Here is a 24,442-nt window from a genome sequence, read left to right as displayed (position 1 = left end):
GGAGGATGGCATGAATATATTAAAAGCAGTAAATTTACGAAAAATATATGGGCAGGGAGAAACAGAAGTCAGGGCTCTTGATGGTATAAATCTGGAAGTAGAAAAAGGGGAGTTTGTAGCGATTGTTGGAACCTCTGGAAGTGGAAAGTCTACATTGCTTCATATCATTGGTGGTTTGGATAATCCAACATCCGGTCAGGTCATTGTTGACGGACAGAATTTAAGCCATATGCCAGATGAAGAGCTTACTATTTTTAGGCGTAGAAATATTGGATTTGTATTTCAACAGTATAATCTGGTTCCGATGCTGAATGTATGGGAAAATATTGTTCTTCCTGTAAAACTGGATGGAAAAAAGATTGAAAAAGGTTATGTAAATGAAATCATAGATACACTGGGCATTCGGACAAAACTGGAAAATCTTCCAAGTGCACTGTCAGGGGGTCAGCAGCAAAGAGTGGCAATCGCAAGAGCATTAGCGGCAAAACCTGCTATTTTGCTGGCAGATGAACCGACAGGCAATCTGGACTCCAAAACGAGTCAGGATGTATTGGGACTTTTAAAAGTCACCAGTAAGCGTTTTCATCAAACGATTGTGATGATTACTCACAATGAGGAGATTGCCCAGATGGCTGACAGGATTTTACAGATTGAAGACGGAAAAATTGTTTCGGACAGTGGTTTGGTATAGTGAGGGCGATTATATGGTAAAAGTAGAGAATAAAGAAACGTTACGATTATTGACGAAACGTTTTATGAAAATGAACCGAGCAAGAAATATTATTGCTGTTATTGCAATCATGTTGACATCACTGTTATTTACAAGCCTCTTTGTGGGGAGCGTATCCATGATACTTTCCAAAAGAGCAACGGAAATTAAGCAATTTATGGATTCATCCCATGCTATTGCGCAGAATTTGTCAGAAGAAGATGCGGAGAGATTGCAAAAAACAATAGAACAAAGTGATGAGGTGGAACGATATGGAACAGGCATTTTTCTGGGAGCAGGAAGAGATAAACATTTTGGCTTTTCAGTAGAAGTTAGATATGCAGATAAAAATATGGCAGAAAGCTTTAATTGTCTGCCAACTACAGGAAGACTGCCGGAGAAAGAAAATGAAGTAGCACTTAGCAGCACGATATTGGAATCTCTGGGTGTTACACCAAAGATTGGGGAAGAAGTCACGCTGACCTGGGAAGTAAATCCCATGCTGAAACAATATAAGACAGATACGTTTCAGATATGTGGATTCTGGCAGGGGGATAAAGCTGTTTTAGGTCAGATGGTCTGGGTATCCGAAGCCTATGCAAAGGAGAATCGTTATCCCGTTACGCAGGAAGAATTAGAAAAAGGCATCTACAATGGAGGGAAAGAGTATTCTGTCTGGTACAAGAACCTTTGGAATCTGGAAAAGAAAACGGAAAAGATATCCAAAGCAGCGGGATTTACGAAAGCTGGGACAGGAATGGAAGTCAATCCGGCATATAATCTCTTTGAAGAGGATTCATTTTCATTTTCTTCTTTAATTATAATGATTCTATTTGTCATATTAGCTGGATACCTGATTATTTATAATATTTTTAACATTTCTGTGAAAACGGATATCCGGGCTTACGGATTGTTAAAGAATGTGGGGACAACGGGAAAGCAGTTGAAGAAAATTGTACGTATGCAGGCGTGGAGATTATCAGCTATTGGCATTCCAATCGGATTGCTTTGTGGTTATCTTGCAGGTCTTTGTATGGCTCCGTCCTTGACTGCAGATGCCCAAATTAGTGCGCAGGCAGGAAAAACGGCTCAGACAGTAGTGTCAGCAAATCCTTTGATTTTCCTTGCAGCGATACTTTTAACGCTTTTAACGGTGTATCTCTCCAGTCTGCAGGCTTGTAAAATGGTGGAAAGAGTTTCGCCTGTGGAAGCTCTGCGTTTGGCAGAAGGAGAGCAGTCACATAGGAAAATAAAAAAGAATACTTCTGTAACCTGGTGGGGGATGGCAGTTCAAAATGTGTTACGAAATTGGAAAAAGGGATTGATTGTTATGCTTTCTATCGCTCTTTCTATGGTGGTTGTCAACTGTATCGTGATGTTGGTGCAGGGATATGATTTTGATTCTTACCGAAAAGTGTTTTTAGCTTCCGATTTTCAACTGGATCAGATGACGGGAAGTTTGTCAAATACGAATTTCAACGGTATTACACCTGAAATCAAAGAGATTTTGGACGAATGTCCTGATAGTGCTAAGACAGGATATGTGTATTATTCTGAGGAAACCCACAAGATGGAGCCGGAACTTCTGAAAACATGGGAAGCATTCGCAGATAAATATGAAAAAAACTGGACCGATTATGAAGAACAGGTTTGGGAAGATGCAAAGGCTTCCAATACAGTAAGTGTTCATTTTCTCGGAATCAGCGAGTCGGTGTTTGACAAATTAGAATGGAGAGGGGAAAAATGCTCTTGGGATACATTTAAAAGCGGAAATTATGTGCTTGTAGATTATGGTGATAAATATGCAGAGCATCCGGTTTCTTATTATCAGACTGGGGATGTTTTTCAGATGGAGTACAAAAATGGAAACCAAAAAGATTACGAAGTCATTGGAGAAGCACTGATGCCATATGCATTGGATTATCCGTATGCAGACCTTATCTATATTACGGTATTAGTTCCAGAAGATGAGTATATTACCCAGACGGGAAATGAATCAGCCATGTATGCTGCCATCGATGCAAAGAAGGGCGAGGACAAGCAGATAAAAGAATACATTGATGAAAATATTTTGAAAGAAAATGATATGATCAATGTTTTTTCTGTATTGGACATGAAAGAGAGTTTTCAGCGGTATGTCAGTAAATATTATATGATCGGTAGTTTTCTTGTCGTTATTTTAGCCTTTATTGGTATTATGAATTTCTTTAATACAACAGCAACTTCTGTAATTAGCAGAAAAAAAGAACTGGCACTTTTGGAAGTTGTTGGAATGACGAAAAAACAGATAGCGAAAATGCTAGTGGCTGAGGGATTCCTATATTTGGGAGGCGCATTTATGATTGCAGTATTGTTAGTTGTGGTTGGAGCAAAGCAGATTTTAATAAATACGCTCGGTACGGCATTTTTCTTCCGGCTGCATCTTACGATAGTGCCATGTGTGCTTATGATTCCAATTTTGGTTGGGATTGCGTATGTGATACCAAAGTATCAGTTTGAAAAAATGAGTCGGGAAAGTGTTGTTGAAAGAATTCGCAAGGAATAGAAACAAGGTATCAATTAGGCGTATGGATTTGCTGATCCATGCGCCTCTTTTTAAAGGAAATTATAATTCCATATCATGTGACATTGTTGTATTTATTCAGTATTGGATTAAAATGATTCATCCAGTCATATTGTGCGTACGTTCTTCATGTACTCTTGTTGTGATTTCATTGTTTTTTATCGTATAATATGGATACTGGAGGTGGTTTGGATGAAATACAAGATTTTAGTTGTTGATGATGATAAAGAATTGGTGAAAATGCTTTGTAGTTATTTTAATATGAAACAATATGAAACCATTACGGCTACAGATGGAATGGAAGCATTAAATAAAATAAAAATGAAACCGGATATTATTTTATTGGATATCAACATGCCACGTATGGATGGGATTGAAGTATGTCGTCTGATACGCAGTAAAGTGTTATGCCCGATTTTGTTTCTAACAGCAAGAGTTGATGAAGATGATAAAATTAATGGGTTGCTTTCGGGTGGGGATGACTATATTACGAAACCATTTAGTCTTCGGGAGTTGGAAGCAAGGATTGTCACAAACATAAAGAGAGAAGAAAGGCATCAACAAAAAACGGAATACCGTTTCATGGATGAAATGCTGATTGATTATTCTGAAAAAATAGTAACTATAGCTGGACACAGGATGGAGTTCACAAAAATTGAATATCAGATTATTGAATTCTTATCCATGCATCCAGGGCAGGTGTTTGATAAAGAACGTATATATGCACAAGTCTGTGGATATGATGCGGAAGGGGACAGTAGAACGATAACGGAATTAGTACGGCGTATAAGGAAAAAAATAGCGGATTATTCAGAAAAAGAATACATAGAAACTGTATGGGGGATTGGATACCGATGGAAAAAATAAGAAACTTGTCACTGAAAAAAACAATTCTGCTTTATTTTGTGATCAGCTTAACGGCAGCATTTCTGTTATCTGGATTTACAGTTCATTTTGCAAGAAATATGCAGAATAAAATATGGGAAAAATATATTGATTATGCAGATTATACGGACGTGTTTCAGCAATATGGAAAGAAATACGAGATTGAGATATCAAGACCTAATCAATCGCAGATGAATCGTTTGGACTATCATCTTTCGGAAATGTGTGACTTTATGGAAACATATTCGGTACTGATTTTTTCGATTGTTGGGAGTGTTGCTGCGGTATTCTTTTTTTATAAAAATAAGTTAAAGACACCTCTACAGGAACTAAAAGATGCCTCACAAATGATTGCAGATAATGAACTGAATTTTCATGTGTCCTATGAAAATAAAGATGAGATGGGAACTTTGTGTAAAGAATTTGAAATGATGCGAAGTGATTTAGCAGATAACAACAGAAAGATGTGGCGAATGATTGATGACGAGAAGGCTTTGCGGAATGCAATTGCACATGATATACGTTCTCCACTTTCCATATTGCGTGGGTATCAGGAAATGCTCTTAGAGTTTGTTTCTGCTGAGCGTATAAAAACAGAGGATGTTATTGATATCTTACAAACAGGCATGTATCAGATTGACCGCATAGAGCATTTCACGGAAAACATGAGAAAAATGTCCCATTTAGAACAGAGGGAACTGCAATGCTCAGAGATAGAGTTATCGGAACTGGCAAAAAAGATTGAGGCAGAAGCTGCCATGCTGTCCAAGAAGGAAAGTAAATTATGTAAGGTAGAAAGAGTGCAGGAACAAAACATTGTGAAAGTGGATGAGGAACTTGTCATGGAAGTGACAGACAACTTACTGGAAAATGCGGTTCGATATGCACAAAAAAGTATTGCTTTGCAGATAAAGAAAAAGGATGGTTTTCTTATAATTTCTGTTGAAGATGATGGAATAGGATTTGTGGATACTGAGGAAAAAGTAACAGAACCATTTTATCATAAGAATCCACAAGATGATTTAAAGCATTTTGGCCTTGGTATGTATATTTCTCGTATTTTCTGTGAAAAGCATGGAGGAAATTTGAAAATATATAATGCCAGACAAGGCGGTGCTCATGTAGAAGCTCTTTTCAAAGCTGAATAAAAATACTTTATAAGGCTGAAATCACAAATAAAGTGGTTTTAGTCTTTTTTGTTGTGAATTTATTGAGAATTGATTTGTATGATGTTGTTAAAGAAATAAAGAAAGGAAGAGATACAATGAAAACAATCATAAAAAGAAGTATACTTGATTATTTAAAGAACCCTGTTTTGTGGATTGGCTTGATTATTATAGTTGCCAGTATGTATCAATGTCTGTCATCGTATTTGCAAATTCATTATATCAAACAGAATGAACAGATCACACAAAATGACGTAGCGTTGGAAGATGCTGATGTCATGGATGGGTACATTCCCACATCTGATGATAAAGAAAGAAGAAGGGAGTGGGAAGATACGATCAAAGAGACGTTAATGGACACCTCCAAAAATGGTTTTGGATTTAGCAGGCAGGAAGCAGATCATGTAATGAAAGAAATTCAGAATATGGATGTAAAGACTGCTTCTGAGTTTTTGGAATCCCAATATGGCTATAATGCAATATATGCTTATGAGGACCTTGAAATTCATAAGGGGACAGCAGAAGAAATCAATCATTATATCGAACAGAAATTATCCGAACATTCTTTTTCCTGGTACTTTGCCAAAAAATTTACGGATTTTGCAGGATTGCATATGGCCTTTTTTGCAACAGTCTTGCTATCATTTTTATTTATTCAGGATACACGAAAAAGTACCTATGAATTATTACATACAAAGCCTGTTACGGCAATCCAATATATATGTGGGAAAGTAATAAGCGGATTCATTAGTATGCTGGGAGTATTAGTGATTTTGAATGTTATATTCTTTATGCTGTGTTTGAAAACGTCTTTAGAATCGGGCTTTCCAGTAACACCAATTGATTTTTGCGTGAATTCTCTGATCTATATTGTTCCGAATCTTTTGATGATATGTTGTGTCTATACAATTACAGCAGTAATATTTAAAAATCCGCTTCCGGCAGCACCAATCTTGTTTTTACACATTATATATTCAAATATGCTGACCATGAAGAATGATATTTATTATATGAGACCGTTCTCTATTATGGTGCGATTCCCTGGCAGATTTTTTGAAACACATGCAGCCAAAATGTCAAATATAAATCAGATTATGCTTGTGATCTCATCTGTTATATTAGTATGTATTTCTGTTACAATCTGGAAAAGGAGGAGGGTTCATTGAAAACGGAACTAAAAAACTGCCTGTCGTTATATAAGATTTTTTATTCATGTGCATTTATACTGATATTGTGTGTTATTCATCCGATTATATACTATGAAGAAATCGGTTCAGCAATTCAGTCTCCAATAGCATTTTTAACAATTATTTTTTGTAGTGACACATATTTGATGGAAGTAAAAAGTAAGCGTGCCGATGTATTTCATTTGTATGATCAAAAAAAGCAGTTAAAAGTAATATCGCAGAGAGTGGGCGTTCAAATATTATATTTATTAATACTTTCTTGTGTTGGATATGTTTTGTTTTTCTGGCAAAAACCGGGCAGTGTAAACGAAGGCATTTCGGGTATTCAGATATTTCTTTTATATTTCATTGCAATGTTTGGAACTATCTGGCTTTGGAGTATATGCTCTGTGATTTTGTGTACATTGCTTCGAAATATGTGGGCAGGTATTGGATGTTTATTTGGAATTGTCATTGGACTTATATCAAAAGCGGGAAGTTCATTTTTCGGAAATCTGGGATTGTTTTCTTTCAGCTTTTGTGAACCTACTCAATTAATGTCCGAGAGTTGGATTTATGGAACGCTTGTGTCTTTTATAGCGGGGCTGTTTTTATTTGCAGTATTACCAATGGCTTTAAAGAAAAGAGGATAGATTATGAGTATTAGAATAAATGATTTAACAGTTAGATTTAAAAATGGTGTAGTTGCAGTAAATAAGGCATCTCTTGAAATACCTAAGGGAATTTATGGACTTTTGGGTGAGAATGGTGCTGGAAAAACCACTTTGATGAGGGTTCTTACAACTGTTTTAAAACAAACGGAAGGAATGGTTTCCCTTGATGGAATTCTGTATAACGAGGGAAATTATGAGAAAATACAGAAAAAGATTGGTTATCTTCCACAGGAAATCGACTTATACCCGAATCTTACGGTGAAAGAATGTCTTGTATATATGGGGGGACTGTCAGGAGTAGCCAGAAATGACCTCGAACAAAGAATTACCTATTATCTGGAAAAGACTTCTCTTACAGAACATCAGAATAAAAAAATGCGGCAATTATCTGGTGGTATGAAGAGACGTGTCGGACTCATACAGGCACTTCTTAATAATCCGGATTTTTTGATTATTGATGAACCTACCACCGGGTTAGATCCGGAAGAAAGAATCAGGATCCGCAATCTTTTGGTTGATTTTTCAAAGGATAGAACTGTGCTGTTTTCCACTCATGTAGTAGAAGATTTAGCAGCAACCTGTACACAGCTTGCCATTATGAAAAAGGGAAGTTTTTTATATTCTGGAAGCGTGAGTGGGTTGCTGGAAAATGCAAAGGGCTGTGTTTGGAATTGTACGGTACAAAATGCAGAAGAAGCCCGTTTGTTAGAAGCCAATTATTCTATTTCATCTAAGCAGTATGTAGAAAATGGAATTCATATGAAAATATTAAGCAAAGGAAAGCCAAATGAGAAGTGTGTCCCGGATAATGATATCACTTTGGAAGATGCGTATATTTATTTGACGAATAGTTGAATATAACGGCGGGCAAGTTGCCCGCCGTAAATTATGCTTATTTTGTTAAAAGACCGGATAGATTTTTTCCAATGCAAAATCCAATCTGTGGATATAACTCCTGAATTTCCTGATATTTTGCTTCAATCATTTCTGGTTCATCAGCCCAGATCTTTTCATATATTTTGAAAGCTCTTTTAAAATGTGTTTTGGCTTGCGGAAGATTGGCAGTCATCAGATAAATGGTTCCAAGGGTTTCCTGTACTTTGGCATAATCCAGACAGTCATCGGAATGGTATTCCTTGATGATGCCGGATAATTTTTGCAATTCGGAGATGCCTCTTTCGGGTTCCTGCTGTTCTGTCAGGAACATTGCATAATTGGCAATCTGAGGTATGCTGTCATTTATATGAAGCAGGTTAAATTGGTCAAGCAGTGAGATACTTTTTTCCATGTGTTCTCTTGCAAGATCGGGATGACCGTTCATGCGGTAAAGTCCACCGAGATTGGCATGAAGGTTGGAAACAAGGCGAGCATTGTCGGCAGTGATATTTTCTATCTGGGCAAGTGCATCCTTTTCCAGTTTTATTGCTTTTTCAGGTTTGGTTTCAAGAGTTGCCTGAAAATCTAGTAATAATGCCCGGTCAGAGTCGGTTCCAATGTTTTTTGTCTTTAACAGCCCCGTCAGTTCCTGAATGATTCCATTCATACCTTTGTGGTAGTTATAGTTATCCATGTATGGAAATGCATTTTCCAGAAAAAGTAGATACTTTGGTATATCATCCTTTTCAATCAATACTATGATATTTCCGATTGTTTGAAATAGCTTTTTGTAATAATCTACTTCCATTCCATGCATTAAACATATTTTCTGTAAAGAATCCAGTAATATGTGGCAGCGAGTTACAGATGGTTTTGTCTCTGAAAGGGTGATTTCCTGAATCATCGGATGCAGAGAGATAGTGCGACGTGTTGTTGTCTGAACGAAACCAGTCTCAATTAAATCGTTGATTTCATTTAGTGTGGGCAGTTCCAGCCATTTGGCAAATATACGGGCAGAAATACCGGTGGAAGGAAGAAAGCACATATTACACATGATATCCTGCTGTTCAAGAGATAAAGTGTATAAAGAAAACAGCGTATGGATATGACTGTAATAGGTGGCTTTGCTGCTTTGTCCATCTTTGATTATTTTAATTTTATCTTCGTTATGGAAAGATGCTTTTTCCACCTGAAGTCTTGTTAATAACTGGTCTGGAGTTGAGATTCCATTTTCCAGAAGTTTTGCTGCCAGTTCCACGGCAAAAGTATGAGAGTGAACAGTTTCGATGATCTTTTCAACTGTTGCCCGGTACGTGTCTGCCTCTGAATAAAATACTGATGCCAGCTGGAAGAGAGCGTTCATACCCTCTATTTCTTTTAATGGCAGAGTACAGTATTCATCCAGTTTGCTTCTGGTTGTAAACAAAATCTGGCAGCGATATTTTAATACTACTGACAGAAAGCTGTCCTGTGTCGCAGTGACATTAAAATTATCTATGATAAGCAGAGTATCGGATTTCAGGGAACGCAGGAAACGGTTATGTCTTTGAAACCGTTCCTGTTCAGTGCTTTCCGGCAGATCGTCAATAAAATCCATGTCAGTAATATCCTGATGAGGATTGCCGGTATATTCTACATAAAGTATATTGGTGTATTGTTTTATGTACCGCTTTGCGTAGGCTTTGGCAAGTTCACTTTTTCCGATTCCGGCGATTCCGCAAAGAAAAACATGACGGTTTTCCTCAAGCATGGTATATAATTCTTCCAGTTATTTATCTCTTCCGAGAAAATGACGGCATGGTTTCGGAACCTCACTGTCCATAATGTAATCCAGCACAATGGGGGATAAAGCCCCTCCGGCGAGCAGCTTCTGATTTTAGCCTGACCAGTCATCCAGCGGCAAACCAGACCGTTATCCATTGAAAAATCCTGATTTGCCGGATCATCCATAAAATCTTCAAATAATTCGTATAAAAAATCAGGCGGACTCATTTGATTACTTTCGCTGATATGATTTTTTAAGCAAGTGCTAATAGAAGAAAAATCGCATCGATTCAATAGAAATTCCCCTTTCGTAGTTAAGATTGAGTATATCTATCATAACGCGAACATACATTCGATTCAAGAAAATACGGATATTTTTAAAGTGATTGTGTCAATTTACAATCAATTTCTATTCAATGTGGTTTTCAGGCAGGTTCTGTAAAATAAGCTCAGAACAAACAATAACGGGAGGAGCTTATGCAACAGAATATTGAATTTGAGCGGTGCATTGATTTTCTGGTACGGATGATTGATAAGTACGGCGAAGAAGTCCTCCGGGAGTTGGAGGAAGAAAAACAGAATAAGGAAGAAAAAGAAGCGGCAGTTTCCTGAAATACAAAATGTAAATCAGACTGTCGCTTTTTTCATGTATTTTTAAATCAAATAAATTTTAAAAGCTGATGCAGAGTGTGTGACTCATTATTCTGGGAAGCGGTAATACGAGTATCAAATGGCTTGAAATGATTCTGTGTATAAAAGCTCAGAAGAAATTCATTATCTTCGCATTCAAGAAACTCCATAACGCCGCCTACGGAATATTTGAGACTGGATATGGTTTCCAGTGCAAATCCCAGTAGAATATTTCCAGGGATTCGTTTATTCTTTGGAAGAGAATAGTTCTTTCCCAACTGGGCAATCAGGTAAGCTGCGGTAGTATAGGATTGTGTTTCTTCATCCAAAATACTGACACGGGACAGCTTTTTTGCCATTGTCTTGCTGATATTTGAAGCACGGACAGAGATTGGTTTTACTGTAAGTGAAAAATAACCAACCAGTGAAGCATCTTCAGCATCAAATACCAGATAAGTGATAGATTGATCTTTTTTGGTAAACTCAATCGCATTATGTAATAAAAAGTATTCCACATCGGGATTTTTGGGACAAGAAAAATCGGAGAGTAAGTCGTAAAGACTTTCCTCTCCGATATATGTCGGTTCGTCTTTATCCAAATATGCCCGAATATTAACGGTAAAATATTTATCAGACATGTTTTTTCTTCCTTTTTGACATTAAAGCTAAGATTTCCTGTGGGTTCGTTAACTGACGTCCGGGAAGTGTCTGCTTTGGTGTGCGGTCACGGTCGGCTTCGTCAATTGCTGCGACAAAACGCTTTATGCTATTTGGATTGGATACGACAAAATTATGAGTAATACTTGAAGTAGCCATACTAACACCTCCTCTTTTTTGGCTTTTTTGTGTATTTATAGTATATGCAATGTGTGATAAAAACACAATATCAAAAACAGAAATTATTTCTAAATAATTTTCAAGCCGGACATTTATTAGACGCTTCCGGTAAGCGAACAATATTTTCGAGCCAATCATTTATAAGTCGCCAATGGTGGGCGGGCAATATTTTGATAACAGAAATGCTCTGTATCTAACTTAATTATACGATTGGCGAAGAAATGCGTCAATACAGAAAATAAGTATTGAAAATAGTTGGAACAAGTACTAAAATTAAGTTGGGACATTAAATGGAAGTTATGTTACGAGATAATAAGAATTGTAGGTGGAAGGTTTGAACATAGAAGCATATGATGCGGATTCATTGAGAAAGATGGTTAGGCTGCTTGAATATGAGAACAAGATATTAAAAGATAAATTGAAGAAAGCAGGCATTTCCTATGAAGAGGTGAATCCTTTTGAAGAAAAAATAGAAAGTGCAGAAGAATATGACCTGGATCAAGGGAATCGTATTGTAAATCCACCGTATATTACAGAGAAAATGGCAATACGTTTCTTTTCGATGTTTTGGGGAAGAGAAGATGTATATGCCAGAAGAGGAAAGAACGGGGGCTATTTTCCACAATGTGCGAATCGTTGGAATGACCGGCTTTGCCCTAAACAACGTAAAGAGAAGGTATTGTGTGATGAATGTGAAAATACCAAATGGATTAGTTTGGATGTTAAAAAAATAATTGATCATTTGTTAGGCACAAAAGAAGATGGATCAGATGTAATAGGTGTATATCCTTTACTGCCAAATGGTACATGCAGATTTATTGTATTTGATTTTGATAATCACGAAAAAGGAGCAGAGGTTACGGACTTTGCAAATACGGATAATGAGTGGCATAAAGAAGTGGATGCGCTTAGAAAAATGTGTGAGCTTAATGGTATCAGACCTTTAGTTGAGAGATCTCGATCTGGAAAAGGTGCCCATGTATGGATTTTCTTTAAAAAGGCAATACCTGCGGAAACAGCAAGGAATTTTGGATTTCTCTTATTAGACAAGGGTTCAACTTCCATCAATCTGAAATCGTTTCATTATTATGATAGAATGTATCCTTCGCAGGATGTGGCAAGCAGCATAGGTAATTTGATTGCATTGCCATTACAGGGGCAGGCACTTAAAAATGGAAATAGTGCTTTTGTAGATGAAAATTGGAATGCATATCCTGATCAATGGGATGCTCTTTTTAATAAAACAAGAAAGCTGGGAATAGAAGATGTTGAACAATGCATGGCAAAATGGCAAGGAGAATTAGCAGAAGTCAGAGGAATGCTTGCTAATGTTGAGAAGAATGTCAGACCGAAACCATGGAAGAAGAAATGTGAGTTTTGTAATTCAGATGTTGTGGGCAAGCTTCACATGGTATTGGGCAATGGAGTTTATATAGATACTCTGAATCTTATGCCAAGAATACAAAATCAGATTCGTAGTTTGGCGGCATTTGATAATCCGGAATTTTACAAAAATAAAAGGCTGGGATATTCTAATTATTATAATTTCAGTGCCGTATATTTAGGCAGGGATATAGATGGATATATACAGATTCCGAGAGGACTGCGTGAAAATGTTATACAGGAATGTGAAAAAGCAGGCATTTCAGTTGATGTTTCAGATCAAAGAGAAACAGGACAACCTATCAGAGTATCTTTTAAAGGTGATCTGCGAATGCAACAGGAATTAGCAGCAGAAAAATTATTATCACATTCAGATGGGGTTTTGAGTGCGGCAACTGCATTTGGAAAGACTGTAGTATGTAGTTATCTTATTGCAGAGCGAAAAGTAAATACGCTCATTTTGCTGCAAAGTAAAGATTTGCTTAATCAGTGGATTGATGAATTGAATCATTTCTTAGAGATAAGAGAAGAACCACCGGAATATGAAACAAAAACAGGAAGAAAGAAAAAAAGGAATAGTGTGATAGGCGTTTTGCACGGAAATAAAAATACATTGACAGGGATCATAGATGTTGCAATGGTTGGTTCAATGTACAGCAGAGGAAAATTTAATGAACGGATTAATTCTTACGGAATGGTAATTATGGATGAATGTCATCACGCAGCTTCTAACACATCTATGGAATTATTGCAGAAAATAAATGCAAAATACGTATATGGTGTTTCTGCTACACCTAAACGTGGTGACAGTCTTGATCGGATTATCTATATGCTGCTGGGACCTTTGAGACATAGATTTACTGCGTTGGAGAGGGCTAAGGAGCAAGGGATTGGACATTATTTTGTCCCAAGATACACAAGAGTAGTTGATACTGCAGAAAGCAAGGATAATATTAATAAAGCATATAATTTGATTAGCACCAGTAAGGTGCGCAATGAAATGATTATAGATGATGTTATAACTTGTGTTGCAAGAAAACAAACTCCTGTAATTTTAACAAGATTTAAAGAACATGCAAAATTTTTACATGATGCCTTAAAGGAAAAAGCAGATCATGTATTCCTTCTATATGGGGATAATTCGGATAAGGAAAATACTGAAATAAGAGTAAAATTAAAGCAGATACCTGAAAATGAATCGCTTATTTTGGTGGCAACTGGTCAGAAAATAGGAGAAGGGTTTGATTTTCCAAGACTGGATGTATTAATGCTTGCAGCACCTGTATCTTTTGAAGGACGCCTGGAACAGTATGTAGGTAGATTAAACAGAGATTATGTCGGAAAAGAAGCCGTTTATGTGTATGATTATATTGATTCTCATGTGCGTTATTTTGATAAAATGTATGCAAAAAGATTGAGAACGTACAGGAAGATGGGATTTTCAATCTGGACGCAAGAGTTGCAAACTAAACAAATAATAAATGCAATATTTGATTCTGTAAATTATACCGAAAAATTTGAGCAAGATATTGTAGAGTCAGAAAAAATGGTGGTAATTTCCAGTCCGGATATCAGACAGGATAAAATTGACAGATTTCTATTACTAATAAAGAAGAGACAGGAAGTAGGGGTAAAGGTTACAGTTATTACAACAGATCCGGAAGATATTACTTATGGAAAATCGGATGTATGTTATGAATTAATCAGAACAATGCAATTGGTAGGAATAAATGTGATAACAAGAACAGAAGTAGAAGAATGTTTTGCTATTATTGATGATGAAATAGTATGGCATGGCGGGATGAATCTACTTGGAAAAGCTGATGTCTGGGATAACTTAATGCGTATCAGAAATTCACAAGTTGCAACGGAATTGTTGGAAATTGCTTTGGGATATTCTGAGGAGAGGAGGAAAAGTGAATAAAAAGATAAAATGTGATACCTATACCAGAGTATCCACAACCATGCAGGTAGATGGCTACAGTCTGGATGCTCAGAAAGAAAAACTCAAGAGATATGCGGAATTTCAGAACATGGAAATCGTAAATGAGTATTCCGATGAAGGTAAATCTGGAAAGAGCGTAGAGGGCAGACCGGAATTTCAGAGAATGTTGGATAATATTGAGAATGGCACAGATGAGGTGCAGTTTGTACTGGTGTTCAAGCTTTCCAGATTTGGTCGTAATGTGGCAGATGTTTTAAATTCTTTTCAGCGGATGCAGGATTTTGGAGTGAATCTGATCTGTGTTGAAGATGGAATTGACAGCTCAAAAGATAGTGGAAAGCTGATGATTTCTGTTCTGTCTGCGGTGGCAGAGATTGAACGAGAGAATATCCTTGTTCAGACAATGGAGGGACGTAAGCAGAAAGCCAGGGAAGGAAAATGGAACGGTGGATTTGCTCCATATGGCTATGAATTGGTAAATGGAGAATTGCAGATCGCAGAGGACGAAGCAGAGATTATTCGTCTGATCTATGATAAATTTATTCATACCAATATGGGAATCTCTGCGATTGCTGCATGGCTGAACCAGCATGGATATAAAAAGAAAAAACGACAGAATAATACACTGGACGCATTTGCCGCATCATTTATAAAAGGCGTTCTGGATAATCCGGTATACTGTGGAAAGCTGGTTTATGGACGAAGGAAAAACGAGAAAGTTTCTGGTACAAGAAATGAATATCGCATTGTAAAGCAGGAAAATTATATGCTGCACGATGGTATCCATGAAGGGATTATTTCGGAAACAGACTGGGAGCTGGCTCATCAAAAACGGGAAAAAACAGGTGTGAAATATGAAAAGACACATAGTCTCGATCATGAGCATATCTTATCTGGAATATTGAGATGCCCGTTATGTGGAAGCGGTATGTATGGGAACGTGAATCGAAAGAAAAAGAAAGACGGAACCTTATATAAGGATTATTTCTATTATGCGTGCAAACACCGTCGCCTGGTAGATGGTCATAAATGTGGATATCGTAAACAATGGAGTGAGGAGAAGATTAACAATGCAGTGGAAGAAGTTATTCGGAAGCTGGTGAAGAATCCGAAATTTGAAGAAGCAATTCTGAATAAAATCGGTTCAAGAATAGATACAGAAGAAATAGAAAAAGAAATTGAAGGACTGGAAAAACAGCACAGGCAGCTGACCGGAGCAAAAGGAAGACTTGGACAGCAGATGGACAGCCTAGATATTATGGATAAATTTTATGAAAAGAAATATCAGGATATGGAGACACGCTTATATCGTCTGTATGATGAAATTGAAGGCGTGGAGAACAGTATAGAGGAAGTCAAGAACCGCCTGTTGAATATCCGGCAACAGAAAATATCAGAAGAAAACGTCTATCAATTTCTTTTGTATTTTGATAAACTATATGATAAGTTCACCGACCTGGAGAAGAAAGAATTTCTTAACAGCTTTGTGGAACAGGTGGACATTTACGAGCAGGAGCAGCCAGATGGCAGATTCCTGAAGCACATAAAGTTCCGTTTTCCGGTGTATTTTGGAGACAGAGAGACACAGGAACTTTGTTGGGACAATGAAAGTACCGTTGAGACAGTCTGCCTTCTGTCGAGAAAAGCCCAATAAATCAAAGGATTTCGCTATTTTGGAAATAAAATAGATGTGTGTTTCTGTTTCCGTAGAGTGATGATATAACCGGAGATTTACCCCAGGGGATAGGCTTTTTGGAACAGGAGATATACATTTTGGCGAAAGGATATTTTTTAGCAAAAGTTGTTTTGCATCATGGGGTATGAGGAGTTGAATAAAAAAAGAAGAACAAGTAGGGAGGCGATAGATTTCAATGGGTACTACATTTCCTAAAGATATAATGGATTGCATGAAAGGATGCATTTTGTCTATTTTTTGGCCGAAAAAAGATATAGTCGATTTTATGAAAAAAGTTGGTTGTACCTCAAGGGAATTGATGCCGGAAAGTGAATATAAAGAATTGCATAGGGCTGAAATTGTAGATAAAATTTTTACTAATTTAGAAAAAAGAAGTGATTCGGGAATAGGACAATTTAGGTGTATGTTAAAGGAACTAACGGAATGGAATTATTTCGATCCTTATTATTTTCAGAAATTGAACAAACTGAGTGAGAGCGAAGCAAAAAGAAATATCAGCCATTTAAAACAACTTCAAGAAATTCGGGATTACAAAATAAAGCAGGAAAGACAAAGACAAGAAGAACAGGAAAGAAAGCGGAAAGATATCAGCATTAGTATAAATGAATTAAAAGAGATCTTCTTAAATTTATTTAGTGGAAAAGATCAGAACGGAAAAGAAATAAATGCACAGAGAAGAGGATATTTGTTTGAGAAATTCCTAAAAAAATTATTTTTAAATGAGGGTATAGAAGTTACAGAACCGTTTAAAATTGTAGGAGAACAGATTGATGGCTCAATAAAGTATGATGGAGAGCATTACATAATAGAAGCTAAGTGGCATGATAAATGGAGTGCATCTGATAGCTTGTATCAGTTTGCAGCAAAAGTAGAAGGGAAGATGTATGGAAGAGGAGTATTTATTTCTGTAAATGGTTTTTCGCCTGATTCCGTACAAGCTCTGACAACAGGAAAGGCACTTAGGACTATTTTGGTAGACGGTGGGGATTTAGTTCCAATTACAGAAGGAATGTACACCCTGAGAGAAATGCTTGATAACAAAATTAAGGCGGCTCAAACAATGGGGAGAATATATGTTGATTCTACAAATTTGGCTGATAAAGTTATCCGGCAGTAAGGAGATGGGAGTTTGATGAAGTTAGAAGAAGAATTGCTTGAACAATATTTTGATGTTATAGAGAAGAACGGTAATACAGAAAATCAGATACAGGAATTTCTTGAGGAAAATACTATATTCATACCAATGCCTTTTTTGCTAAATCATTATTTGCATATGAATTGTGTGATTTCCAAATTTAAGTTGGGTAATGAATTTGTGACGGATTTTGCATATTTAACTAAGAGTTCTGATTATTGGGAATTTGTATTAGTTGAATTGGAAGATGCAAAAAAGAAGATTTTTACAAATGATAAGGAAAATATTTATTTTCACTCAGAGTTTAATCATGCATATGATCAGATTACATCTTGGAAGGCATATGTCAATAAAAATAGAGAAGCAATTCTTCATCAAATAGATAAATTAAGAGTTCCTCTAAACGAGAATTCTGTAAGGTTTAAATATGTATTAGTTATTGGAAGAAATGCTGAAAAAGATAATTCAGAAAAGCGAAGAGCAATGTTTGCGGAAAAGTCTGATAATGATATTCGTGTGATGACATATGATAGTCTTGTTTCACAATGTGAATCAGTACCTTATAATGGAGAAAAGATAATATTATCTACTTGGAAAGAACAAGGATTCAAAATAAAGAAATTACCAAAGCAAGAAATTTCCACTAGTCTGTTTGCGTATTTGAAACCAGAATATTTGCAAATTTCAGAAAGAGATATTGAAATTTTAAAAGAACAGGATTATCAAATAGATATTTGGTTAAGTGGAAGGGCGTTAAGTTATAATGACAAGTATGATGTGGCATCTTTGGCTGAAAGGACAACTAATCCATTGACAAAAGCTGTTTTACTTGCCGAAGCAAAAAATAACAAATAATCAAGGGAAGATGGGGGAAATTTCTTACCCCACTTGGAAAAGTCAATAGAAAATTAGAAAATTAATGCAAAAATGCACAAAAACTAAATGTCAGGAAGAAATATAAATTGTGCATTTTGACCATGCTAGCGCACGGAAAGCAAGCACGAGGAAAGTTTTGGCTTTCCCGTGCTTTTTCTGCGAACAAAGTTCACACGTATGAACTTTTATAAAGTTAATTCTGCTCGATATTGATTACTTGATAACCCGTTAAATAACTTTCGAGGATAGTTGTTTATCCATTCTTGTACATGCTTAATATAATCATCTGTATAGATTGAAATATTTGCCCCTTTTGGAATCCAACGCCTTATAAGCTTGTTGGCGTTTTCGTTGCTACCTCTTTCGCAACTTCTATAAGGGTGGCAATAATAAAGTTCTGTTCTTTTTGCATCTTCATGAACAGATGAAACAATACCGTCTGCATCAAGAAACTCAACGCCATTATCGCAAGTAATTGTCTTATACCGTTGTCTGAATTTTTTTAAACCAATAGCCTGTTCAATCTGATTAATGCAATTAGTTACATCATGCATAGATTTAGAGTTAATCTTATATATCTCTTCTTCCCGTGTCATACGTTCAGTAAATACTAATAACACTCCTTTGCCACCACGTCCCGAAACAACCGTGTCCATTTCCCAATGCCCATAGTTATCACGGTCAAGAATAGCCTTATCTCTATCTTCAATTGACTGACAGACACTATTGTTTAATGATACTTTTCTACGCGCTATTTTTTCGCGTTTTTGCGTTTTCTGTGGACAAGGTAAAGACTACTGTTAGAGCCCGGAGGAATCGACCACTCAGAGTCCAGTAGAAACAACCAATCCGAGCTCATTAGAAATAGCCAATGAACCTGCTTGTCTAATTAATTATCGACAATTATTCGGTAGGATCACTGATTTCTATCGAATAAGTTTTCAGGTTACGACCTCGATAGCTTTCACCTTTCATGAGATAAACGGTGGCAGCATCAAAAGTCCTATCTAACGCACAGAGTAATGAATCCTCTTCTCGAAAGAAGTCCCTCCACTTATTTGGTGTTAGGTTACTGGTGAAAATCATGCAGTTTGGGCCTTCCTTACTGCATCTTCGGTCAATCATATCGAAAAACAGACGGGTGTTTTCCATGTCGAAGATGCTTCTGCCGATTTCATCGATAATCAGACATGATGGTCTGACAAGCCCGGATATTGCACTGCTTTCAGTGCCTGTTCTTCGGGCCTTTGTGAATTTTTCATTCCGTTCTGTGGCTTTTATGAAATAAGCTTTTAATCCTTTTTGGCAACAGGCATTACCATATGCCATTGATAAATGCGTTTTTCCAACACCCGGAGGACCGATAAAAGCTATATTCTGTCTTGAGTATAGCGCTGTCAGATTCGGAAGATTTCTTATCTGCGCTGCATGCTCGCCAGTCACTCTGCTGAAATCATCGAATGTACTTGGCTCTTTCTGTGGAATACGGCTGTGCTGCAATAGTGCGCTTATTGCTTTATCTCGCTGATTTTTTCTGAGAAAAGCTATGAATCTTTTTATGGCCTCTAGGTGCTCCGGTGGAACTTTCTTGTCAGAAAGATATAAAGCAATCTCCTGTGCTGTTATTTTTATATCCAGAGCAGCAGCATCTGCCTGAATCCGTTCAATCAGTGTATCATTCATTTCTGTCACTCTGAAAATGTTACTCTTATATTTTACAGAGATGTAGCTTCCAATTAAACGATGTAAAATCTCTTATAATGAGATATATAATCTCTTGTTATTAGAGGTATGGTTTCGTGTAACTAAATAGAGCCGATGACCTTGTAAACTGTTTCACAAGCTCATCGGCTCTTAATTAACATATTGGCGGGATGTATCCGAGTTGAATAGCTTTTGTCACGGCTTCAACCGCTGATGCAACATCAAGTTTTTCAAATATATGCTGCAAATGATTTGATAAGGTACGTTCACTAATATAAAGTGTGCTTGATATGTCTTTTCGCTTTTGTCCCTCTGCTATAAGCTGTATAATTTGTTTCTCACTATCGGTCAATCCTTCTATGAATGGAATTTCTCTGTCAAAATAAAGTATCCCCTGCATTATTTTAGAAAGAATAGATATGAGCTTTTCAGGTTCAATATTTTTATTAACAAATCCTTTTGCGCCTATTTTTCTTGCTTCACTTCGATATACAGGCAAATTATAACCAGACAGAATTACAACCCTTTGTTCTGGATAGCAACTTAGTATTTGTTTGGCTAATTCCAGACCATCCTCAGAAGATATATTCTTCAAGTTTATATCCATAAGGATGATGTCTGGTTTCTTAGATACAATAAAATTGTCTAATTGAGAAACATCATTGATACTATCAAAGGCGTCAATTTCTGAATAATCTGACAATGCAATCTCTAAACTTTTAGAAAATAAAGCATGGTCATCTACTAACAAAATGTTGATAAGAAACATCTCCTTTCATCGGCAATATCGTTTGTACGCAAATCCCATGTGGATGGTTATTCGATATAGTTACAGAGCCATCCATGTCATTCACTCGTTCCGTAATCATTGCAAGTCCTCGATGTTTTAACCTGTCAGCAGATGAGAGAACATCTGCATCAACAGTTCCATTGTCACTCACACTCAGTATTATAATCCCATTATCCTGCGTAAGGGTTATCCATGCTTTTTCCCCTGTCGAATGTTTGTAAACATTCGTGACAAGTTCCTTCAGCAGGCGGTACACAAAGATATTGTATGGCTCAACCAGAAATAAGGAGTCTGAACAATCAAAGGAGACACAGATATTACGATTCGGAAAAGATTGCGAAATACCATCAAGCAAGTTTTGGTAGTTTTCCTTTATAGTAAGTTTTGGAAGCAACGTAGGATGGTAATCCTGCATTTGCTCACGAATATAAGTATTCATATTATTGAGAGTTTCCGTGATAATTTTCTGTACTTCAGGGCGGTCTGCTTTTTTCATCATATTTTTTACAGAAAGCAGGTCTTGAAGAATATCATCGTGGAGAAAGTTTGCAAATTCAAGATTTAATTGTTCTTCCCGTTGTAATTGTTGTAGTGCAACATGGTATTTGCTTTCCCTGATTATCTTATTTTGCCCTTTCTTAAAATTGAAATCCAAAGCAATATTACAAACATATAAAAACGCAAACAGGGCATCCAGCATAATAAAAAGCAAAGAATATCCACCATTTAAGATTATTGCTATTAAACTAAAAATAATTACTCCTGAAAAAATAAGTAATATTAATTGGCGATTACTGAATACGGCAGATAATGGAAGGCTGTTTTGTTCTTTCAGTATGATACCGTGGATGCTTACCCAAAACAATAGTATAGGAATATATACACCAAAATTTGAAAGATGTTCGGGAACTCTCATTGTTGAAAAATAATAAGTAAGGAATAAAACTATAACTGCTATAAGGGAGAAAATGATATGCCTCCATTCTGACTTAAAAACAAAAGCAACTCTTTTTCTATGATATATCACTGTAAAAATAAAACACAGCCAGCTTGCCATAAATTGTATGAAATAGAGAAGGAAAAATATTTTACTTGACACCAATACGCCAATAAGAGCAAAAATACAAGTTCCCGTCAGGCAGAGATTAATTAATTTCTGATATTTGTATCCGCTGTTTTGGAACAAAAACATTAGTATGAATTTAATGGAAACACACCATATTACCGGGCTTAAAGCGAAAAAAATAGTGTTTGTGATGGAGTTGCCCGAAGCAGCTAAGAGTATATACCAACTTTCTAATGCTAATAAACCACAAAATAGGGAAATAGTTTTATTTTCCCTAATGTTGCAGGAACTTACATAAGTAACATCTATTAGCAGCAAAGACGATAAAAATAAGGGAATGACACCTCTGGTGTTTAAATGAAAATCTGCATGAGCGGTCAACCCCATATATGCAATGAGTAAAATAGAATTTATAAAAAGCAGTAGCTTTAAAATTGTTTGATTCATGTTTTGCCTCCTTCCTACTACTATTTTCTCATTAAATTATACTATCTCTCTGTGAACAAATAAAGTGTACGAAATCGCCGAGCTATAAAACTCGATGATTTCATATAGCTTTTTATTTCTTTAGAACTGTTTTACAGCAAGTATGGACAGTCATACAGTAATATATCATATAAATTATAAATGTAAGCAGAATAGCGATAAACGTAGGAATATACAGAATAAGGCTTTCTTTCAGAATGTTCTGCATAAGGGCTGTCCTGTATACTAATGTTGCAAAGACACAGTCTACCAACCCGAATAAAAACGGAATACTAAAAAAAGATATTGTCTGCTTCTTTATTATTTTTTTCACCGTTCTGTCTGTGTATCCCATTTTTCTTAAGATTTCATAATCAGCCTTCGAATCGCTTATGGCAGAAAGATTATTAAAATATAATATGCTTCCAGTTGCGATAAAAAACAAGATTACAAGAAATCCAAGCAGTAAGAAGGTTGAACTGCTTAGGGAAAATATCTCATGTATCCTATGCGAGTTTCCCTGTAAATAAGGACTATCATTTAAATATTCGGATAAATCAAGAAACAGAGCTTCATTATCTTTGATTGACTGCCCATTTATACTTAGGACTTCCGTTTCGGGGCTAATTTCTTCTGCTATTACATCATATAAGTCGTCACTTACAATCAAAGTACCAATGCTATTTGCAAATGAAATGGGATTATCTAAAGTAGTTGCGATGACTGTTACAGAAATTTCTTCATTACCTATAAGCAAAGGATAAACATTACCCGTTTCGTCATTGTCTGAAGCTGGTTGGTATTTTACTAAAATACACTCACTATCGTGTAGCTCGCCAATTTGTTCTAAAGCCCTTTTTTTTCCTTGCGCTTCTAAGAGAGCTATATAGTTTGAATAAGAGATACATTCAAACCCTGCATTTCGCAGAATTTTTTCGTTATCTGAATCACCTTTAGAGCTTCCTGCACTATATTCCAAAGGAACTTGTTCGGAAGTAGATGTAACTTTATAAATATTCGTTTGCAGGAATGAAACATCATTTTTGGACGAATGCTCATTTACAATTTGTTTGATTGCATCTATTTCGCTTTCATTTTCAATTCTACATTCAATTTCTGACGGTGCCATACGTGACACAGCAGCTATTGGATAGTATAAAGATAAAGCCATAACGCTGGAGACGGTAAGCGTTGCTGCGGATAACAGTGTAAGCATGATTAAAGTCTTAGAGTTTGAACGCATACGGTATATGAAATTTGGGGAAGTAATTATTTTTGTTTCTGTATAAAACTTCCGTTTGTTGTTTTTGCTTATATGTACTACAAAAGGAAGAAAGGATGAAATAAAAAGTATTGTTCCCACAACTACGAGTACAAGTGTCAGCATGGCAATGGGGGCATAACCAATCGAAAACCAAACAGATTTATCTCCTCTGAGGATATCCAATGCAAGAACATACCCCAAAATAATGCAGCAAAAGCCAATGATGGCGGGAACAGCATGGAATTCCATTTTTTGTTCAGCACTTTTTTCAAATCTAACTAATCCCATAAGCGATGTCTTGAAAAGAAACCTGCTGTTAGACAGCATCAATACAATCACGATAGCAAAAATAAAGCAAGCTGTTTTTGCAATGGCATTGACATTGAAAAAGGGTATTTTTGAATTATTGATAGATAAATCCAGTAACTTGGTTATGCCAAAAACAATGCCTTTATGAAAAAAACTACCGAGAAGTATTCCTACTATAAACGCTCCAAAACAAACCAGTAAATTCTCTGTTGTCAGCAATGACAACACTGTGGTTTTTCTATATCCTAATAATGCGTAAACACCAAGTTCTTTTGTTCGACGACGTAAAAAGAAACGGTTGGAATATGACATATAAAAAACAACAAAAGCCATTAGGAATACAGAAATTACGTTACACATCATTTCAACCCGCCCGTTACCAGATATCTTTTCAAGCATAACTGTATTCATTGAGAATGAAGTAAATGCAAAAAAGACAGTAATTACAAATGATACAGAAAGCAGGTAAAGGGCGTAAAATGAAAAATTTTTTTTAAGATTTTTAAGTGCCATTGATAAATTATTCATAAATTTTGCCC

The 24,442-nt window shown here is 36.3% G+C and carries 18 protein-coding genes and 2 pseudogenes; 12 read left to right on the top strand and 8 right to left on the bottom strand.

Features of this window, described 5'->3' with window-relative positions:
- Window positions 1-10 precede the first annotated feature (10 nt).
- The 7 genes from C7E02_RS08320 to C7E02_RS08290 all read left to right on the top strand — a co-directional run bounded on the left by C7E02_RS08320 (window position 11) and on the right by C7E02_RS08290 (window position 8,018).
- Entirely contained in the window at window positions 11-691 is a 681-nt protein-coding gene (locus C7E02_RS08320; RefSeq protein ID WP_005339636.1) for an ABC transporter ATP-binding protein, read from the top strand.
- 13 nt (window positions 692-704) lie between these two features.
- Complete coding sequence (locus C7E02_RS08315; protein ID WP_105309313.1) at window positions 705-3,254, top strand: ABC transporter permease; 2,550 nt, start codon at window positions 705-707, stop codon at window positions 3,252-3,254.
- 210 nt (window positions 3,255-3,464) lie between these two features.
- Window positions 3,465-4,139, top strand: coding sequence for a response regulator transcription factor (locus tag C7E02_RS08310; RefSeq protein ID WP_005339630.1), 675 nt, complete (start codon window positions 3,465-3,467; stop codon window positions 4,137-4,139).
- Window positions 4,127-5,305, top strand: a complete 1,179-nt coding sequence (locus C7E02_RS08305) for a sensor histidine kinase (protein WP_105309312.1) — start codon at window positions 4,127-4,129, stop codon at window positions 5,303-5,305. The genes C7E02_RS08310 and C7E02_RS08305 overlap by 13 nt, the downstream gene beginning before the upstream one ends.
- Before the next feature lie 116 nt (window positions 5,306-5,421).
- Window positions 5,422-6,489 carry an ABC transporter permease subunit gene (locus C7E02_RS08300; protein ID WP_105309311.1) on the top strand — a complete coding sequence of 356 codons (1,068 nt, stop codon included), beginning with the start codon at window positions 5,422-5,424 and terminating at the stop codon, window positions 6,487-6,489.
- Window positions 6,490-6,656: 167 nt separating this feature from the next.
- Window positions 6,657-7,142 (top strand): hypothetical protein, encoded by a 486-nt coding sequence (locus tag C7E02_RS08295; RefSeq protein ID WP_026076905.1) that lies wholly within the window; start codon window positions 6,657-6,659, stop codon window positions 7,140-7,142.
- 3 nt (window positions 7,143-7,145) lie between these two features.
- Window positions 7,146-8,018 carry an ATP-binding cassette domain-containing protein gene (locus tag C7E02_RS08290; protein ID WP_105309310.1) on the top strand — a complete coding sequence of 291 codons (873 nt, stop codon included), beginning with the start codon at window positions 7,146-7,148 and terminating at the stop codon, window positions 8,016-8,018.
- A gap of 37 nt (window positions 8,019-8,055) precedes the next feature.
- On the opposite strand, the pseudogene C7E02_RS08285 reads toward C7E02_RS08290, so the two are convergent.
- Window positions 8,056-10,031, bottom strand: a pseudogene (locus C7E02_RS08285) (tetratricopeptide repeat protein).
- A 249-nt stretch (window positions 10,032-10,280) separates the two neighbouring features.
- On the opposite strand from C7E02_RS08285, the gene C7E02_RS20080 reads away from it, so the two are divergent.
- Window positions 10,281-10,415 (top strand): hypothetical protein, encoded by a 135-nt coding sequence (locus C7E02_RS20080; protein WP_004844681.1) that lies wholly within the window; start codon window positions 10,281-10,283, stop codon window positions 10,413-10,415.
- Window positions 10,416-10,462: 47 nt separating this feature from the next.
- On the opposite strand, the gene C7E02_RS08280 is transcribed toward C7E02_RS20080, so the two are convergent.
- Together C7E02_RS08280 and C7E02_RS19720 are read right to left on the bottom strand one after the other, a co-directional pair.
- Complete coding sequence (locus tag C7E02_RS08280; RefSeq protein WP_055195104.1) at window positions 10,463-11,071, bottom strand: hypothetical protein; 609 nt, start codon at window positions 11,069-11,071, stop codon at window positions 10,463-10,465.
- Complete coding sequence (locus C7E02_RS19720; protein WP_009245306.1) at window positions 11,064-11,249, bottom strand: hypothetical protein; 186 nt, start codon at window positions 11,247-11,249, stop codon at window positions 11,064-11,066. Before C7E02_RS19720 ends, C7E02_RS08280 begins: the two co-directional genes overlap by 8 nt.
- A gap of 394 nt (window positions 11,250-11,643) precedes the next feature.
- Here C7E02_RS19720 and C7E02_RS08270 point away from each other — a divergent pair, with 394 nt between their 5' ends.
- The 4 genes from C7E02_RS08270 to C7E02_RS08255 all read left to right on the top strand — a co-directional run bounded on the left by C7E02_RS08270 (window position 11,644) and on the right by C7E02_RS08255 (window position 18,284).
- Window positions 11,644-14,577, top strand: a complete 2,934-nt coding sequence (locus tag C7E02_RS08270; protein ID WP_442873151.1) for a TOTE conflict system archaeo-eukaryotic primase domain-containing protein — start codon at window positions 11,644-11,646, stop codon at window positions 14,575-14,577.
- Entirely contained in the window at window positions 14,570-16,252 is a 1,683-nt protein-coding gene (locus C7E02_RS08265) for a recombinase family protein (RefSeq protein ID WP_278336549.1), read from the top strand. The genes C7E02_RS08270 and C7E02_RS08265 overlap by 8 nt, the downstream gene beginning before the upstream one ends.
- 217 nt (window positions 16,253-16,469) lie before the next feature.
- A complete protein-coding gene (locus tag C7E02_RS08260) occupies window positions 16,470-17,411 on the top strand; it encodes a restriction endonuclease (RefSeq protein WP_105309306.1) in 942 nt (313 codons plus the stop codon).
- Window positions 17,412-17,426: 15 nt separating this feature from the next.
- A complete protein-coding gene (locus C7E02_RS08255; RefSeq protein WP_105309305.1) occupies window positions 17,427-18,284 on the top strand; it encodes a Shedu immune nuclease family protein in 858 nt (285 codons plus the stop codon).
- Between the two features lie 206 nt (window positions 18,285-18,490).
- Here C7E02_RS08255 and C7E02_RS08250 read toward each other — a convergent pair.
- The 5 genes and pseudogenes from C7E02_RS08250 to C7E02_RS08230 form a co-directional block, all read right to left on the bottom strand.
- Window positions 18,491-19,069, bottom strand: a pseudogene (locus C7E02_RS08250) (IS30 family transposase); the annotation flags it as partial.
- A gap of 139 nt (window positions 19,070-19,208) precedes the next feature.
- Entirely contained in the window at window positions 19,209-19,988 is a 780-nt protein-coding gene (locus tag C7E02_RS08245) for an ATP-binding protein (RefSeq protein WP_105309822.1), read from the bottom strand.
- Between the two features lie 175 nt (window positions 19,989-20,163).
- Window positions 20,164-20,760, bottom strand: a complete 597-nt coding sequence (locus tag C7E02_RS08240) for a response regulator transcription factor (RefSeq protein ID WP_330406758.1) — start codon at window positions 20,758-20,760, stop codon at window positions 20,164-20,166.
- Entirely contained in the window at window positions 20,747-22,312 is a 1,566-nt protein-coding gene (locus C7E02_RS08235) for a sensor histidine kinase (protein WP_105309302.1), read from the bottom strand. The genes C7E02_RS08240 and C7E02_RS08235 overlap by 14 nt, the downstream gene beginning before the upstream one ends.
- A 112-nt stretch (window positions 22,313-22,424) precedes the next feature.
- Window positions 22,425-24,431, bottom strand: a complete 2,007-nt coding sequence (locus C7E02_RS08230) for an ABC transporter permease (RefSeq protein WP_105309301.1) — start codon at window positions 24,429-24,431, stop codon at window positions 22,425-22,427.
- Between the last annotated feature and the right edge of the window lie 11 nt (window positions 24,432-24,442).

Origin of the sequence: Dorea sp. Marseille-P4042 (assembly GCF_900290215.1) — a bacterium.
GTDB lineage: Bacteria > Bacillota > Clostridia > Lachnospirales > Lachnospiraceae > Dorea > Dorea formicigenerans.
The sequence above is the reverse complement of the archived record's forward strand: the minus strand, read 5'-3'. Positions and strand labels throughout refer to the sequence as shown.

Coding starts and splice junctions, on each gene's coding strand:
- C7E02_RS19720 (WP_009245306.1), bottom strand. CDS start 11,249: ATGGCTACTTCAAGTATTACTCATAATTTTGTCGTATCCAATCCAAAT.
- C7E02_RS08290 (WP_105309310.1), top strand. CDS start 7,146: ATGAGTATTAGAATAAATGATTTAACAGTTAGATTTAAAAATGGTGTA.
- C7E02_RS08255 (WP_105309305.1), top strand. CDS start 17,427: ATGAAGTTAGAAGAAGAATTGCTTGAACAATATTTTGATGTTATAGAG.
- C7E02_RS08280 (WP_055195104.1), bottom strand. CDS start 11,071: ATGTCTGATAAATATTTTACCGTTAATATTCGGGCATATTTGGATAAA.
- C7E02_RS08245 (WP_105309822.1), bottom strand. CDS start 19,988: ATGAATGATACACTGATTGAACGGATTCAGGCAGATGCTGCTGCTCTG.
- C7E02_RS08230 (WP_105309301.1), bottom strand. CDS start 24,431: ATGAATAATTTATCAATGGCACTTAAAAATCTTAAAAAAAATTTTTCA.
- C7E02_RS08305 (WP_105309312.1), top strand. CDS start 4,127: ATGGAAAAAATAAGAAACTTGTCACTGAAAAAAACAATTCTGCTTTAT.
- C7E02_RS08260 (WP_105309306.1), top strand. CDS start 16,470: ATGGGTACTACATTTCCTAAAGATATAATGGATTGCATGAAAGGATGC.
- C7E02_RS08270 (WP_442873151.1), top strand. CDS start 11,644: ATGGTTAGGCTGCTTGAATATGAGAACAAGATATTAAAAGATAAATTG.
- C7E02_RS08320 (WP_005339636.1), top strand. CDS start 11: ATGAATATATTAAAAGCAGTAAATTTACGAAAAATATATGGGCAGGGA.
- C7E02_RS08300 (WP_105309311.1), top strand. CDS start 5,422: ATGAAAACAATCATAAAAAGAAGTATACTTGATTATTTAAAGAACCCT.
- C7E02_RS08315 (WP_105309313.1), top strand. CDS start 705: ATGGTAAAAGTAGAGAATAAAGAAACGTTACGATTATTGACGAAACGT.
- C7E02_RS08310 (WP_005339630.1), top strand. CDS start 3,465: ATGAAATACAAGATTTTAGTTGTTGATGATGATAAAGAATTGGTGAAA.
- C7E02_RS20080 (WP_004844681.1), top strand. CDS start 10,281: ATGCAACAGAATATTGAATTTGAGCGGTGCATTGATTTTCTGGTACGG.
- C7E02_RS08295 (WP_026076905.1), top strand. CDS start 6,657: ATGGAAGTAAAAAGTAAGCGTGCCGATGTATTTCATTTGTATGATCAA.
- C7E02_RS08235 (WP_105309302.1), bottom strand. CDS start 22,312: ATGAATCAAACAATTTTAAAGCTACTGCTTTTTATAAATTCTATTTTA.